A 15,976-nucleotide genomic window follows, 5' to 3' on the forward strand; every position below is an offset into this window, starting at 1 on the left:
GCGCGCAAAGTTCGGATGGTTGGCGCAGCATGGTTGTGGCATATGAAGTAGGCGGGCCCAGGGCGTTCGGGCCGCTGCAGTCGGTGCCCTTCCCATCGCGGGAAGAAGCCGAGTCCGGTGCGCTTGAGCTCATCCGGGAAAAGATCCTCAGCCGCGGTGCGTCTGGCTAGGCGCCAGGCCGTCCTAATTTTCCTCGCTTGCATGAGATTGTTGCTGCTGCTCCGGTGATGGGTAGCAGTGTCCTGCACGCCAAGGTGCCAGTACGGGCCGTCACCTTTCATTGCATAGACCAAACGATGCGCTTGCGGCCAGCGTGCATGTATTTCCACAGGGTCTTCAGATCTACAGGCAGAACATTTGCAGTCATGCGAAACATCCGTATTCAACGTGGCTGGGTCCACGGTTACTGTGGCGAGTTTCGAGTTGAGACGCTGGAAGTGCATCAGGCTCAACAGAACCGCTGGGTGTCGACTGCGTATATCTATCACCGCAATCGCGACGCGTCGGTCGCTACGATCGAGGGGGCAGGCGAAGGTGCGCAACGCGAAGAAGCGCGTGCACAAGCGCTTCGTGTCGCCTGCGAATTCTGCGGTCACTTGAATGCAGACGAATGGCGAAAGGCCGCCACTATCCGCGACGGGACGGGTACTAGTGCCGAAAATTGATGTGATGTCTATGGCGGTTTCCGCTCCAGATGAATTGCTTCATGTGAGGTTTTCTTTTGCAGGCGTGCCGGGAGCTCATACTTGGACGCATGTCTTCTCCCTTGCCCACTGCTGCGTCCGTTCTTGGTTTGTGTGATGACTTCCACGTCGAGACGCTTGAAATGCAGGTGTCCGACAGTTCGATGTGGACGTCGACCGTCTATATTTTTCACGTTCGCCGCAGCGGTCCGTTGTTGACCATAGAAAATGCGGGGCGAGCGGAGTATCGCGACGATGCACGTCGCCAAGCGGTTGCGGCTGGGCTGGCCGCGATTGCAGATATCGACCCGGCTGATTATTGAGCCAACGGATCTAGCAAAGCCGTGGTGCACCGTGCAGTGATAGGCTCGCAGCCATCTGGGCACGGGGACGTTGCGATGATTCCAGATTCGGGGATGCCTCACGAAGTACTGCTCGTGCATCAGGATGGCGTTACTGCCAAGGTCCATCTGGACCGCAGTGACGGTATCTGGAGCGTTCGTGTTGTTGAGCTCCAACAACCGGATCGGTCCGTCTCGCTCTTCGGGCACGCGGTTAGCGCTGGGCGACATTTCGAAGAAGCCCGAACCTTGGGTCGTGCGAAGGCGCGCGAGGAGATCGCGCATCTGTTGGGACGGCCAGTGTCTAAGGCGGGGCATACGCTCCGCGCCGCTGCGGTGCAGCGTTTCCAGGGCTCCGGCTTTGATGCCGTCATCGAAGTAGTCGATGCAAACGGCTTCACCACTGAGCGCCTGGTCGTCAGTCCGGTGGGCCGCGATGAACTGAGCAATGCCGAAGCGTTGGCACTCGCCAACCAGCATGGGTACGGCCAAGTCTCTGGCATCACGGCTACGGGCAAGATCGTGTTGTAAGGGCGCGGTGCGCGAGGCGAGCTCGGTCATGGTTCACCATCAGAGCGCTGGCTGATCCGCGCATCGTTGATCTCGCGCCGCGACTGCTCTTTCGCACTCGCGTTGCGCCCAGCTCCTGCACCTTGTCGCCGCAATTGGCGACGCCTCGAGGTGCGTGCTGGGTCGGTACGGCCTGCGCGATGCGATGGATGTCGCTAGGCGCTTGCAGATGGGCTTCTCGGTGTTGGTAGCCTCATCGACCATGCCGCCGACATATTCTGCCGCTCTGGGTGGAAGGCGACGTCTCGAAGTGGCTACGCATGAACGGTCATGAGGCGATGGGTCACCTCACGCCGTGGCCCTCGGAACGCCATGCGTCTGCTGCGGAGGTTTGTCTGAAAGGGCCGGCAGCAAGACACGCTACGGTTGTGCCTTCATAAGCGGCCATCAACGTGCCGTACGCTCGGTTCATAAAAGCGGAATGTGCTTGCAGATCTCTGTATACCAATGGAGCCCAGCTCTACAATTGGTGGACGAGCTGTCTTCATTAGCCTTAGCTTTAGGCCAGCGCGAGTGGTAGCGTGGACGATTGAGCTGCTGGCCAGTCGCGTGAATGATTCAACATATATGCGACAACTTGCAATCGCAATCGACAGAATAACGTCTGCGCATGAGTTGCACGGCATGGAAGACTCAGTGTTTTGGGACGTCTATGCTGCAGCCACTGAGGAACTCAAACTGCATGGCGTCGCATTGAAGCGTGCACGCGTTGCGCTGTGTGGGGTGGCTATTAGGCTTAGGCATTTGACGCCTAGCCGTGTCAATAAATTGGAGTAGTGCGGGTCGCTCTCTTCCAAAGTAAGCACGCATAAGCTGCTGATAATAAATATCTGGCCACTGGCGTTGCCTGAATAGCGCAATGATGTGCCCAAATCAATTCCTGCAAAGCCCTGCATGCAAGTATTACTAGGTGAGTCGGCACTGGACGCGCTGGGCGCCCGCGATATGAGCGGCTTCTAGGCCGCACGTCCGATAGACATATGTTCTCGTCAAACGCATCGGCTTACGAGCGGGCTTTTTACGTGCGAGCATGGCCGAGCTCGCATTTATGAAAACGATTGCTGGTGAATTTCACCCATCCGCAGTGCTTTTTCTGCACAAGAGCTATTTAGCGGCGGGTACAGCCGCCGATAAGTTTGATGTACGGCAGGTGCGATCCATCGCCGCACCTGCTTTCCATCCATAAATAGGGTTGGCCGCTTATGAATAGTTTCTTGCAGCGCTATAACGTAGGCCGCCGCCTGGGCGCAGCCTTTGGAATCCTGATTCTTCTGTCCGGTCTGCTTGTGGCGATTGGTCTCAGCAGCATGGCTAGTGCCCGTACTGAGATGGACACCATCGTAAAGGTCAACTTTGCAAAGATGCGCATAGGCAACGCGATGCGTGATGCCAACTCCAATATCTTCATTGCGCTCGGTACGCTGGTCATGGTCACGTCTGATGCGCTAAATCAAGAAGCTTTGGAAAAAATCAAGGATCAGCGCCAGCGGTATGCGGACGAACGTAAGTCCCTCGATGCATATCCGCCAAGCGAAGCCGGCCGCAAGGTTCGTGCAGAGATTGACGCTGCACGCGAGGTCTCTCGTGGTTTGAACGATCAGGTGATCGCTCTGGCGGCGGCAAATAAAAATGCCGAAGCGCAAGTCTTCATGAGTGAGAAAGCTCGGCCAGCAATGTTGAGGTGGCAGGCAAAGATTGCCGAAAACGTCAGCCTGCAGGAGAAGCAAACCGCAGAGTCTTATCACGGCGCGGTTGCGGCGATGAACCGCGGCAAGGGCTTCCTCATCGCAGGCGGTCTGGTAGTGGTGTTGGTCAGCACGGTGTTGGCCTTCGCAATCACTCGCAGTTTGACACAGCCACTGAGCCGCGCTACCCGCGCCGCCGAATCGATTGCCGGCGGCAAGCTGGATAACAACGTGGACACCCAAGCTTCCGACGAAAGCGGGCGGCTGCTCAAGGCCATGAGCAAGATGCAGGAGCAGCTGCGCAGCTTGATCGAAGCGCAGATGGACATGGCCAAGCGTCATGACGAGGGCCAGATAAGTTACCGGATGGATGCAACGTCATTCCCGGGGGACTATGGCCGGATGGCACATGACACCAATGCGCTTGTTGCCTCGCATATCTCTGTCAAGTTGAAGCTGGCGGAGATCATGGGGCGTTATGCAATCGGCGACCTGAGTCAGGACATGGATCGCCTGCCCGGCGAGAAGGCGGTCCTGACACGAACAATGGACGAGGTGAAAACGAACCTGTCTGCAATGAATCATGAGATCAAGCATCTGGCGCAGTCCGCGGCCAAAGGCGACTTCAGCGCACGCGGGGATGCCGAACGGTTCCAGTACGACTTTCGGGTGATGGTGGACAGCCTCAACACCTTGATGTCGACCGCTGATGGCAACCTGCAATCGCTTTCCGGCCTACTGCAGTCGATCGCCGCTGGCGACCTCACCGCACGCATGAGCGGAGATTTCCAAGGCGTATTCGCGCAGATGCGCGATGATGCCAATGCCACCGCCACGCAGCTGGCCGAGATCGTTGGCAGCATCAAGAACTCGGCCATCTCGATCAAGGGCGCGGCCAGCGAAATCGCGGCCAGTAACCAGGACCTGTCGCAGCGCACCGAACAGCAGGCCGCCAATCTCGAAGAAACCGCTGCCTCAATGGAAGAGCTCACCTCCACTGTTAAGCAGAACGCGGAAGGTGCGCGTCAGGCTAACCAGCTCGCCATCGGCGCCGCCAGCGTGGCAGCCCAGGGTGGGGAGGTGGTGGGCAAGGTGGTGGAGACGATGTCCGGCATTGAAGCGGCCTCCAAGAAGATCGCCGACATCATCTCCGTCATCGACGGCATCGCCTTCCAGACCAATATCCTGGCCTTAAACGCCGCAGTCGAAGCGGCAAGGGCGGGTGATCAGGGCCGTGGTTTTGCAGTTGTCGCCAGCGAGGTTCGTACGCTCGCTCAGCGCTCTTCAAGTGCCGCAAAAGAAATTAAGAGCCTGATCGACGATTCTGTTCAGCGCGTGGCCGAAGGCTCCGCCCTAGTGCACAGCGCGGGAACGACCATGGCTGAGGTAGTGGCCAGCGTCCAGCGCGTGACCGACATCATGGGCGAGATCTCCGCCGCTTCGCAGGAGCAGTCGGTCGGCATCGAGCAGGTGAACCAGACCATCACCAATATGGACGAAACCACCCAGCAGAACGCGGCCCTTGTCGAAGAGGCTACCGCCGCCGCACGGTCGCTCGAAGACCAGGCTGTGCATCTGACTGATGCGGTGGCGGTATTCAAGACCGACAACACCTATGTGGCCGCACCGGTGCGGCGTCAGCCAGGCAGCTCAGCAACGCCAGCATTCAATGCCAGAGTAACGGCAGGCCATACAACCACGCCGAAGCTCCGTGCAGTCACAGCCTCGCTAACCAGCGAAGGGAGCTGGCAGGAGTTCTAAAACCGTGAAAACGCAATGGTGACAAGGCGCCAATGCCAAGCCCGCCGCTACGCCCGATAGGCAAAACCTATCGGGGTAATTTGCAGCATCAATAGAGCTTGTCGATCCTGAATGGGAGGTGGCGCAGCCTGGTATTCACGACGCTTCTTCGCTTCAGGGAGTTTCGATAAAGTCGATAAGAGGCATGCCCATATTAGGATGCCTCAATGTCGTACGCCGTAACCAGATTCGTCAGCCTCCAGAAAAAGTTGCTTGGCGCAGTCACGATTGGATTGTTGATCGTTTTGCTATGCGCGCTGGCTGGATTAGCCACCGCGTGGATTAGCGTTTCCGGAAAGGTGCCGCAGGAAGTTGCCCAAGCGTCGGCGGCTGAAGCGGTCAGTCGTGACTTCCGGATGCAGGTGCAGGAGTGGAAAAATGTGCTCATCCGGGGGCGGGACCCGGCCCAATTGGAAAAACACCTGGACGCTTTCCGTTTGCAGGGAAAGAAGGTGCAATCCGGCACCGAGAAGCTCGCCCAAGCCATGCCGGACGCCCGAGCGCGTGCGTTGGCACAGGATTTGCCAAGTCGCATTTGACGTTGCAGGCCAACTATGAGGCAGCGTTAGAAAAGTTCGCGGCAGCTGGCTACGTTGCTGAGACTGGCGATGCGTTGGTGAAGGGACAGGACCGCGCTCCGACGCAGATCCTCGAGGCTCTGGTTAGCCGAACTGAAACATTGGCAGACGCCGCGGTGCTCGCTACTTCCCAGGCTGCCCAGCAAAAGCTCATGTATTCCGCGGTCGCAACGATCGCTGCAGCCCTGTGCCTCTTGGGCGTGCTGGCGTGGTGGATTCGGAGATCGATCGTCCGCCCGATCGAAACTGTCGCACGTGCTGCGCGTTCGGTCGCTGCCGGCGACCTTGCTGCGCAAGCGACAGTGCGCAGCAACGACGAAATTGGGCTTCTAGGTCAAGCCATGAACCAGGTCGTCAGCACGCTCACCGAAGTTTCGAGCGCGCAAGCCGAAATGGCGCGGCGTCACGACGCTGGTGAGATGGGCTATCGCATGAATGCCGATGCATTCTCGGGTGCATATGGGCGCATGGTCGCCGATACGAACGGTTTGGTCGGTGACCAGGTCAGGCTCGTCGGAGACATGCTGCAAGTGATGCAGCGCTATGCAGTAGGTGACATGTCCGTTGATATGCCGCGGCTGCCTGGCGAGAAAGCCAAGATTACCGAGGCGATGGACACAACCAAGCAGAACCTAGCTGCCATCAACGGTGAGATCCGCGGCTTGGTGGAAGCTGCTGCTGTTGGCGACTTCACTACCCGTGGCAACGCGCAGGCCTATGAATTTGAATTCCGGGCGATGGTCGATGGCCTAAATGGTCTGATGCACAACGTCGACCATAACCTCGGAGAGCTTTCGCGGCTGCTTAAAGCGATCGCAGACGGTGATCTTACAATCCGTATGCAAGGGCAACAGCAGGGTGTGTTCGCGCGGATGCGTGACGACGCCAACGCTACCGCCGCTCAGCTTGCGGAGATTGTCGGCGGTATCAAGGCGTCCGCCGTATCGATTAAAGGCGCTGCCAGCGAGATTGCAGCCGGTAACCAGGATCTGTCGCAGCGTACGGAACAACAAGCGGCTAACCTAGAAGAGACCGCAGCTTCCATGGAAGAGCTTACTTCCACGGTGAGGCAAAACGCTGAAGGCGCACGCCAAGCCAATCAGCTCGCCCTTGGTGCGGCGAGCGTGGCGGAGCAGGGCGGCGAGGTGGTCGGCAAAGTCGTTGAAACGATGACCGGTATCGAGGCTTCGTCTAGGAAGATCGCAGACATCATCAGCGTTATTGACGGCATTGCGTTCCAGACCAACATTTTGGCGTTGAACGCGGCAGTGGAAGCGGCCCGTGCCGGCGAACAGGGTCGGGGGTTCGCTGTAGTTGCCTCAGAAGTGAGAACGCTTGCCCAGCGCTCTTCTGATGCAGCGAAGGAGATCAAGTCTTTGATTGATGACTCGGTGGAGCGCGTAGCAGAGGGGGCAGTCCTAGTGCGTAGCGCTGGCACGACCATGACGGAATTGGTCGCCAGCGTGCAGCGAGTGACGGACATCATGGGCGAAATTTCTGCCGCCTCCCAGGAGCAATCCGCAGGGATAGAGCAGGTCAACCAGACTGTCACTCAGATGGACGAAACCACGCAACAGAACGCCGCGCTGGTGGAAGAAGCCACTGCCGCTGCCCGCTCGCTCGAAGAGCAGGCAGTGCAGCTGACCGAAGCGGTGGCGGTGTTCAAGATCGAGCCTTCGAGCAAAGCGGCGGCCAAGGCGATTGCACCGATCCGTTCAACAACGCCCACCATTGCCGCACGACCGGCAGCGGTTACGCGGAAGGCCGCCGCCAAGCCGCGTTTGGTCAAGGCGACCGGGAGCAACGAAGGCGGCTGGCAGGAGTTCTAACGGGCCCCTGGCATATGTGCAGTCTCACCGGCAGCGCCCGGCGAGACTGCTGCTGCCAGTTGTCTGACCTCTTTTGACACAGGGCAGATCCAGGCGCGGCGCAAAGCCTTCGCCGCGTATAGACAACTAAGTGCCAACGTTGACCATGGCAGAGGCGCGCCAAGACGCGTCGACATGACGAGTCGCTTGCCGGGTTGAACCGCATCTACAGGCTGCCTAGCGACGCGCCAAGTAATGATAAAAGGCGCCGCCGATGGAGGTAATCAGTGCGGAACCTTCAATGCAGACGGCATCCCGAACACTTCGTCGTAGCTGCCATGAGCGCCTGCAGGAAGTACGTTGCACGCTCTACACGACTTCTTCGTACCAGGACTGGCCCGCAGATTCCCAATACTTCATCAAGAAATGCTTCAATGGGCATGGAGCGCCATCATTGCTTTGACCGCAGACAACTTTGTCTTCCGACGGCTCACAAGCATCGCGTCTCACCCATGCCGCACCACCCGCACCCCCACCGGCCTCGCAAACTTGTCCATCGCCACCGATGAGATACGGCTGTGGCGCAGCAAGGCGCCGAGTTGTTCGGGGGCACCCAGACGCTGGTCGACTTCCGGCTCGGCGACAGTGCGCGGGCGCTTGCGTTTGTCCGCATTGGCGAAGCGCAGGCGGTTGTACTCGGCCCAGCCGACCGTGGTGATGGCGGCCATCAGTGCGATCACCGGCAGCGCGCCGAGCGCGAATGGGTCGATTGCGTTGTGCTTCAAATACAGCTCGGTGTACGCACTGCGCAGGCCGAAGAACCAGGCGATCAGCGTTGCCAGCGGTGCCCAGAGATAGAAATAGACCATCCAGGCGCCGGCGGTGGCGGCGCCGTAAGCGAGACGGCGCGAGCGGCCGAGGCGCTGCGGAAGGTTGATGATGGGCGGGGTCATTGGATTCCTCGGTCGGGGCTCTTCCATCGCGCGCGTTTATTGCGGCGTGCGATGAGAGCGCGGGGGAAGGCGATGACGGCAGTGAGCATGCCGATCATCCAGAAGGCGGCCGGGTACCAGATCACCCAGAAGAACTGGCGTGCCAGGCCTTTTTCGTAGCGACGTTCGATGATCAGGCTGGTGCCGAACTGCAGCAGGCAGACCACGGCCAGCACCAGGCCGTGCCAGCGCGGCAGGATGGTGTCCACATACAACGCGGGCGGCATCGCGATGAACTTGCCGAGCACCCACAACACGATGATGAAGAACATCACGTAGGCCCAGATCAGGCTCAGCGCGTATTCCAGCAACACCGCCCACATGCGCCGGCTGCGCCAGGCCAGTGCGCGTCGGCCATGGCTCAGTAATACCTCCACGCCACCGCGCGCCCAGCGCAGGCGCTGCATCCACAGACCGCGAAACGTTTCGGGCATCAAGATCCAGCACAGCGCGTTGGGCTCGTAACGGATATCCCAACCGTCGAGCTGCAGGCGCCAGGAGATGTCGATGTCTTCGGTCACCATGTTGTCGGACCAGAAGCCGACGTGGTGCAGGGCCGAGCGACGGAAGGCGCAGATCACGCCGGACACGGTGAACAGGCGGCCGTAGATGCGTTGGGCGCGCTTGATCAGGCCGACGATCGCGGAAAACTCACCGACCTGCATGCGGCCCATCAGCGTGGTGCGGTTGCGTACGCGTGGATTACCGGTGACGCCGCCGACGCGCGGGCCGGAAATCAGGTGGCCCACCATCCAGCGCGTTGCGTTGGGGTCGAGAATCGCATCGGCATCCACGCACACCAGGTAATCCGACCGCGCTGCCAGCGTGCCGACCCGCAACGCGTTGGCTTTGCCGTGGTTTTGCTCCAGATGCACCACACGCAAGCGCGGATATTGATAGGTGAGGTCGTCCAGGACTTCGGCAGTGCGATCGGTGCTGCCGTCGTTGATCGCGATGATTTCGTAATCCGCATAGTGCTGCGCGCTCATCGCCGCGATGGTTTCGGCAACGTGCTTGGCCTCGTTGTAGCAAGGCATCAGCAACGACACGAACGGTTCGCTGGCCATCGGCGGCGGCTTGGACGGCCCAGGCGTGCCGCGTTCGCGCCGCAGGTAGTAGTAGATACCGCCGATCATCCAGAAGAACGCCATGATGATCGGGTAGTAGAATGCGAAGTTGAACAGGGCGGCCAGTAAGAGGCTGGTCGTCATCGGTCATCGCTCGATATAGGGGAATTGGCGGGCCGAGATGGCTTCGCGCGCTTCGGGCAGGGACGGATGGCCGCCAATGAAATCGTCGGGGTAATACGCCAGGTGACGCACGCCGGCCGCCAGCAGCAGCTTGGAATGTGCCAACAGCACACCTTCGGGCAGCGGTTTGCCGGTGCGCCAGTCCACGGTTTGCAGTTCGAAGATGGTCTTGTCGAAACCGCGTGGCTGCTGGCCGACACGCGTGGCCAGTTGCATCAGCCACTGCTGCGGGTCGTCGGCTTTTTCCATGTACGGCATCGCCATCAGCGCGGTGTAGTCGTAGGCGGCAGAAAAGGCATCCAGACGCTGCGCAAACCAGGCTTCGCTGTGCGGTTCCAGTACCGGCTGCGCGAACAGGTTGCGCACCGTCACCAGCTTGGGGCGCCAACGTTCTGCAGCGACCTTGAGCTGCTGGGTGAAGCCGATCAGTGCCTGCGTGCGCTTGGCCGGATCGCCGTCACCGTAGGCTGGCACTTCGTCGTCGCGCAGATAGGCATCGTCGTGGAACAGCAGGCCTTCGAAGTAGGCGTTGGCGGCCAGGTCTTCGTAGATATCGGCCACCAACTGCTGTGTACGCGGATTGCCAGGGTCCAGGCGCGGCACATCCTTCGGGTCCTTGCCATGGATCTGTAGCGCCGATTGCTGCTGCGCGTCGGGCAGATGGAAGCCGAGCACCGGCAACCAGGCGAACACGCGCACACCGGCGCGGGTGCGTAGCTGCCATGCCACGCGCCCAAACAGGTCGGCGCGCATCGGCAGGTGCCGGTTGGGGAAGTACAGCGCGTCGGCTGCGCCATCGCCGTCCGGGTCGGCAAAGGCCTGCAGGAAGACGTGGCTTGGGCCGATGTCCTTGACGCGCTGAACCAGGATGTCGAGGTTGCGCGCCAGCTGTGCCGGGTCCGGGTCGTACACGTAATCCAGATCGATCTGGATGGCGCGCAGCCCATCGCGCGACAGATCGCGGCGTAATTCGCCGGCCAGATCGCGTACGTCGGGATTGTTGAACAACAACAAACGCCCAAGGCTGGCCAGCGATTGCCCGTCCACGCGATCGCGGCCCTGCTGGCCGATATCGGCTTCGTGCGAGCGGCCTTCCAGGTCGAAGCTAAGCGTCATGCCCAGCTGCGCGGCAATGGCATTGCTGGCGCGGTTGTAGGCCGCGTAGGGCCACACCATCGCGCGCGGCGGTTTGCCCAGGTGCGTCACGATGGTATCGCGGCTATGGCGCAGATCGGTTTCGATGCGCTGGCGATAGTCGGCCTCGTTTTCGTAGCCGCTGCTCGCATCCCACAGCCGGGTGACCGCAGCAGGGGTCTGATTGCCGAACGGATTGCCGGCAATGCCCTTGTGCAGGTCGTCGCTATGCGAGCCGATTTCGACCAGACCGCTGTCCTGCATTTCGCGCAGCTGTGCCCAGGTGACGAAATCGTCGCGGGTAAAATCGCGCGGGCCGTAGGGCACGACTTTGCCCGCAGGCAGTTCGACCCAGCTGGTCACCGGCGCAACCAGGGCGGGGTAGCCATACGCCTGCAATAGCGGAAATACCCGGGTATAGACGCTGCGCAAGCCGTCGTCGAAGGTGAGCAACACCGGCCGCGAGGGCAGGGCACGCCGGCCGGCGCGTGCGTCCAGCACATGCTGCACACTCACCGGGTGATACGCGTGCGAACGCAGCCAATCCAGATGCGCAGCGAAGTTGCTGGTGGACACCGCATAACGGTCCGGGTCACCTTTGGCGGCGACGTCGTCGCGAATATCGTGGTAGCTGAGCACCAGCAGGCCCGCATGCGCCGACGACGCAAACGTCATCAGCAGCAGCGCGAGCAGCAACAGCGGCAGGCGGATCAAGGCGTACCTCCCCATCGGAAATCCAGGTCCAGTCCAAGTTGGTGTTCGCGCCGGCCGTCATAGACCGGGCGCGACCAGCTCACGCCATACGTCAACACGCTGCCATCGCCTAGCGACCACAGATGCCGATACGCCGCTGCAGGCACCCATTGGCTGCCAAAGCCGGCTTGATAGGTCGGCCCAGCAGTGACTTCCAGACGCTGCCGAAAGGCATAGTCGTAACGGCGCCAGCCGATCTGCTCGATCCGCACACCTGCGGCCACGCCCGAGCTGCGGCGTGGATTGAAGTAGTCGACAACGCGGTCATCTTCGGCGCGCCCGGCGGATGCGGCAAACAGTCCATCGATCAGCACGTGCGGGCGTGCCCACAGGCGTTGACTGCCCGATAGATCGAGCTGGTTGCGCCGATTGCCATCGCTGTAACGCAGCTGGCGTGCCTGCAGCTCCCAGCGCGTTTCATCGCTGGGTGTCCAGCGCAGGCTTGCGCCGATGCTGTCGCCGGTGATGCCCAACCGACGCGCTTGCAGCGAGGCCTCCGGGTCGCGTGTCCGCCAGGCGACGCTGCCGTACCACGCATCGGAAAATCGCCAGCCAGCATCCAATGCCCAGGCGGTGCCATCGCGATCGAAATCATCCAGGGCGCGTCCACCGTAAGCGCTCAGGTCCAGCCGGTCGTAGCGGTAGTGCGTGCCCAGCCAGAAGCTGCGATAGCGCACGCGGGTGTCCTGGAAATCGGCCCAGTCCTCGCGCGCGCGCAGGCCCACGCGCCAACGCTCGCCCAGCAGCGGCGATTCGGCTTCCAGCAGCGAGCTGCCAAAATGGTTGCCAAGCGGCGAGATTGCGTTGGCGCTATTGTCGTTGTCGCTGCGTCCCCACGCATGGCTCAGATGCACCTGCCAGCCGCGTTGGCGCTCCAGCGATGCCCCCAGCCGTTGTAGGCCGACATCGTCGGGGTACTCGGCGTGCAAGGTGTTGAACTGCGCATCGGCCAAATCCAGGCGATCGAGATCGCGCTGGTTCTCGACCACGCCGCTGCGTGCCTGCTTTTGATGCGGGTCCAGCGTCAGCGCGATCTGATTGCGTTGCAGGGCCTGCGTGGTGTGGCCACGGCGCGATTCGATCGACGCCAGGGGCCGCGTGCAGCTCGGCATTGTCGGGGCCGATCGCGATGCGCTCGCGCAGTATCTCGTCCGCCCCACGGTTGTCGTTGGCGGCAGAACGCGCAGCCGCCAGTGCGACATCGGCGCTGAAGCGGTCCCAGTTTTCGTAACCGCTGGTTGCGCCGGCGCGGCGCGGCCACGGCGATTGCGTGGCCGCAAGTTGCTCGAACAACGGCATCGCCTGATCGAAGCGTTCCTGCTCCAGCAATGCGTAGCCGAGCAGCAGCTGGGTGCTGAAGTCGTCCGGGTTGTGTTGCAGCGCCTGCCGCAGCACGGCTTCGGCCTCGGCAGGGCGACGCAACCCCATCAGCGAGTCACCCACTGTCGGCAGTACGTAGCTGGGCACCTCGATGCCTTCCGCACGCAATGCCTGATAGCTGGCAACCACATCGCGATGGCGCTGACGCTGGTTGAGTGCGATCAGGCGATCGATGCGCAAGCGCGTCGCTTCCCACGTCACCTGTGGCGGCGCGTCGCGCTCGATGCGTGCCACATTGACCAATGCCTGATCGGTCTCTGCATAGCGGTGCGCGGCATCGACCGGTTCGGCACTTGCCCAGCCGATCATGCGTGCGACGCGATCGTTGTTGATGCGCTCGCGCTCTTGCTGCGAGAACCAATCGGGATGGCGCCACACCGCTTCTGCGGCAAGCTGCGCGCTGCCCAGATCGCTGAGCGTGAGCGCACGCATGGTGTACGCACCCTTGTCGCGCGGGTCTGCACGCAAGACGCGTTGGTAGATGGCAAGCGCATCCGCAAAGCGCTGCTGGCCGCGTAACTGCTCGGCCTGCTGCATGGGCGTTAAGGCAATGGAGGCGTCAGTCACATCTGTCGACCGCACTTCACCGCTGTGCGCCAGGGGCACACATACGGCAAACAAGGCGAGGCTGATCAGGGGAGTGAGTGCGCCTGTGCGGTCAGGACGACCGCGCTGCACGTGCATGTGCAAACAGGAGGGAAGAAAAATTCACAAGCGGTCCAGCTATGAAGAGCGGCGATACTGCGTATGCCCGTGTAAAGCGAATGTCATCACTATGTTGATGTGATGTTCATTACTTGAGATTGGTTGGCATGACTCCGCGGGGTTCGCCCAATCATTGGCCCGGTGGAAAGCGACGCAGCATTGCGTAGCCAGCGATGCATAGACCGACGTTCGAACGCCTGCCTGGGTCTCAGAAGTTGGTTAAACGAGAGTAGAGTCATTGATATGCATTGCAAGGCATGTCAGGAATCGTTCAATAAGAGCGTGTTGACGGAACTTGATGCCCCTGGCGGCCCTTTGCCGGTAGACGACGTTTGCGTAGCCGTTACGGTCGCGTCCGATATTTATGTGACTTATTTCACATAAAAGTAGTTGTCGGGATTTTCTTACAGGGTGGCCCCTACACGCAGCGTTGACCTGTCCTTAACGGTGCAGCAAAGTTGCGCCGCATTCGCCGCACCCAAGGGTTGTGCTGCCGTTTTGGCAGCCAGGTGCGGTGACGCGAGCGACGGCAGGCTCAGGCGTGACCGTTGCACAGGGGACACGACAGATGTGGATGCGATCGGCGCCGTGGGCGCTGGCGGCTTGCCTATGGGCGGTCGCCGGGCAGGCGGCTGCACAACAATCGGCACCGAGCAGCCTTGACCGGCAGGAGCAACTGCGCCAGGCCGAAGAGATTCAGCGTCGACAGGAGCAGGAGCGCCAGGCACCCTTCGCCGGCCCGCGCGAGGACGCCGAGCGCGTGGATGCACACAGCACTGCGCTTCCCGAAGAAAAGCTGTGCTTCTCGATCACGCGCGTGCGCCTGTCGGGTGCGGGCCAGGATGCTGCACGGTTCGCCTGGCTGTGGAAATCGCTGCGCCGTTACGAGGGGCGCTGCATCGGCCGCATCGGCATCGACGTCATTCGCCGTCGCGCACTGGACCAGCTGGTTGCGCGCGGCTTTGTCACCACACGCATCGGCGTGCCCGAGCAGGACCTGTCGCGCGGCGAGTTGCGCTTCGAACTGATGCCGGGCCGCTTGCGTGCCGTACGCGTGGTGTCCGATAGCGGCACTGCGCATTGGAAGAGCGCCTTGCCGTTGCGCAGTGGCGATGTGCTGGACCTGCGCGCGATCGAACAGGCCGTCGAGCAGTTCAAGCGCCTGCCATCGCAAGACGCCAAGATCGATATCGCGCCGGGCGAGGCGCCGGGCGAATCGGATCTGGTCATCACCCTGCAGCACGGCCGGCGTTGGCGCGGTGTGGTCAATGCCGAGGATTCTGGCGTGGAAGCCACTGGCCGCATGCAGGGGGGGCTGGATGTGTCGCTGGATAATCCGCTGGGGCTCAACGACCTGCTCAGTGTCGGCTACAGCCACGATCTGGCGACACGTGATGAAGAGCGCGGCACCCGTGGCAACAGCCTGAGCTACAGCCTGCCGTGGGGCTGGTGGACGGTTGCGCTTTCGGCATCGTCATACCGTTATCACCAGCGCGTGGACGGGTTTCTGCAGACCTTTCAGTCCAGCGGCGAATCCAGCAATGCCCAGCTGGATATCCAGCGCGTCCTGCATCGCAATGGCACCAGCAAGACCTCTGCCGGTGTCACGCTGGGTCGGCGGCGTGCGCGCAGCTATCTGGACGGCGTGGAGATCGGTATCCAGCGCCGCGATACCAGCAGCGCGGAGTTCTACTTCACGCATCGGCGTTATCTGGGCACGATGCAGCTGGACGTGCGCGTCGCACATCGGCGCGGCACGCCGTGGTTCAACAGCCAATGGACCGGCTACGACCCGCAGATCGGCTTCCCCAGCTTTCGGTATGGCGTGACCACGCTGGACGTGAGTACTGCACTGCCGTTCAAGCTGGGCCCGGTGCCGATGGCCTGGGAAAGCAGTCTGCGTGCGCAGACCGCGGGCGAGCTGTTGCTTGGCTCGGAATTCTTCACCATCGGCGGCCGCTACAGCGTGCGCGGGTTCGATGGCGAAGCGACCCTGGGCGCCGAAAAAGGCGCGTATTGGCGCAATACCCTGAGTTTTCCGGTGCAGCAAATCGGGCTCACGCCTTACCTAGGTTTGGATGCAGGACGGATCGATGGCACCAGCGCCAGCGGGCTGCGTAGCCGCAGCCTGGTCGGCGGCGCAGCGGGGCTGCGCGGTGGCTGGTTCGGCGCCAGCGTCGACGCGTTTGCCGGTTGGGCGATCCACCGGCCCGATGGATTTGGAACTGCGCAGCCGGCCTATGGCGTGCGTGTGATCTACCAGTTCTGACATGGATCGCGCTGCCAACCGGCGGCGC

General features: G+C 61.4%; 12 protein-coding genes and 2 pseudogenes. 9 read left to right on the forward strand and 5 right to left on the reverse strand.

Translation table 11 applies throughout. The features are described 5' to 3' along the window. Positions 1 to 365 precede the first annotated feature (365 nt). From BJD12_RS23990 to BJD12_RS00440, 8 genes and pseudogenes are all read left to right on the forward strand, one after another. A complete protein-coding gene (locus tag BJD12_RS23990; RefSeq protein WP_201765705.1) occupies positions 366 to 665 on the forward strand; it encodes a hypothetical protein in 300 nt (99 codons plus the stop codon). Between the two features lie 89 nt (positions 666 to 754). Beyond that, a complete protein-coding gene (locus tag BJD12_RS00420; protein WP_005993668.1) occupies positions 755 to 1,006 on the forward strand; it encodes a hypothetical protein in 252 nt (83 codons plus the stop codon). Positions 1,007 to 1,081: 75 nt separating this feature from the next. Further along, on the forward strand, positions 1,082 to 1,555 hold the full coding sequence (locus BJD12_RS00425; RefSeq protein WP_005993666.1) for a hypothetical protein: 474 nt from the start codon (positions 1,082 to 1,084) through the stop codon (positions 1,553 to 1,555). Positions 1,556 to 1,724: 169 nt separating this feature from the next. Then, positions 1,725 to 1,974 (forward strand): annotated as a pseudogene (locus BJD12_RS24845) (hypothetical protein); the annotation flags it as partial. A gap of 650 nt (positions 1,975 to 2,624) precedes the next feature. Then, the gene (locus tag BJD12_RS23995; protein ID WP_155616358.1) at positions 2,625 to 2,780 is read left to right on the forward strand and encodes a hypothetical protein; all 156 of its coding nucleotides are present in this window, start codon (positions 2,625 to 2,627) and stop codon (positions 2,778 to 2,780) included. A 16-nt stretch (positions 2,781 to 2,796) separates the two neighbouring features. Continuing rightward, on the forward strand, positions 2,797 to 5,040 hold the full coding sequence (locus BJD12_RS00435) for a methyl-accepting chemotaxis protein (protein ID WP_005997306.1): 2,244 nt from the start codon (positions 2,797 to 2,799) through the stop codon (positions 5,038 to 5,040). Positions 5,041 to 5,246: 206 nt separating this feature from the next. Beyond that, positions 5,247 to 5,618, forward strand: a complete 372-nt coding sequence (locus BJD12_RS23635) for a hypothetical protein (protein ID WP_005997305.1) — start codon at positions 5,247 to 5,249, stop codon at positions 5,616 to 5,618. After that, positions 5,615 to 7,486 (forward strand): methyl-accepting chemotaxis protein, encoded by a 1,872-nt coding sequence (locus BJD12_RS00440; protein WP_005997304.1) that lies wholly within the window; start codon positions 5,615 to 5,617, stop codon positions 7,484 to 7,486. Before BJD12_RS23635 ends, BJD12_RS00440 begins: the two co-directional genes overlap by 4 nt. A gap of 485 nt (positions 7,487 to 7,971) precedes the next feature. Here the strand turns inward: BJD12_RS00440 and pgaD are convergent, their stop codons facing one another. The 5 genes and pseudogenes from pgaD to BJD12_RS24855 all read right to left on the reverse strand — a co-directional run. Further along, positions 7,972 to 8,418: a poly-beta-1,6-N-acetyl-D-glucosamine biosynthesis protein PgaD gene (gene pgaD, locus BJD12_RS00445; protein ID WP_005997303.1), complete on the reverse strand. Its 447-nt coding sequence runs from the start codon at positions 8,416 to 8,418 to the stop codon at positions 7,972 to 7,974. Beyond that, complete coding sequence (gene pgaC, locus BJD12_RS00450; RefSeq protein ID WP_005997301.1) at positions 8,415 to 9,668, reverse strand: poly-beta-1,6-N-acetyl-D-glucosamine synthase; 1,254 nt, start codon at positions 9,666 to 9,668, stop codon at positions 8,415 to 8,417. The genes pgaD and pgaC overlap by 4 nt, the downstream gene beginning before the upstream one ends. A 3-nt stretch (positions 9,669 to 9,671) precedes the next feature. Next, positions 9,672 to 11,570: a poly-beta-1,6-N-acetyl-D-glucosamine N-deacetylase PgaB gene (pgaB, locus tag BJD12_RS00455; RefSeq protein ID WP_005997300.1), complete on the reverse strand. Its 1,899-nt coding sequence runs from the start codon at positions 11,568 to 11,570 to the stop codon at positions 9,672 to 9,674. Continuing rightward, entirely contained in the window at positions 11,552 to 12,706 is a 1,155-nt protein-coding gene (locus tag BJD12_RS24850; RefSeq protein ID WP_005997299.1) for a PgaA family protein, read from the reverse strand. Before BJD12_RS24850 ends, pgaB begins: the two co-directional genes overlap by 19 nt. 208 nt (positions 12,707 to 12,914) lie before the next feature. Further along, positions 12,915 to 13,658 (reverse strand): annotated as a pseudogene (locus BJD12_RS24855) (tetratricopeptide repeat protein); the annotation flags it as partial. Between the two features lie 589 nt (positions 13,659 to 14,247). On the opposite strand from BJD12_RS24855, the gene BJD12_RS00465 reads away from it, so the two are divergent. Further along, positions 14,248 to 15,948, forward strand: coding sequence for a ShlB/FhaC/HecB family hemolysin secretion/activation protein (locus BJD12_RS00465; protein ID WP_005997296.1), 1,701 nt, complete (start codon positions 14,248 to 14,250; stop codon positions 15,946 to 15,948). Positions 15,949 to 15,976: the final 28 nt, after the last annotated feature.

It is taken from the genome of Xanthomonas vesicatoria ATCC 35937, assembly GCF_001908725.1.
Lineage (GTDB): Bacteria > Pseudomonadota > Gammaproteobacteria > Xanthomonadales > Xanthomonadaceae > Xanthomonas > Xanthomonas vesicatoria.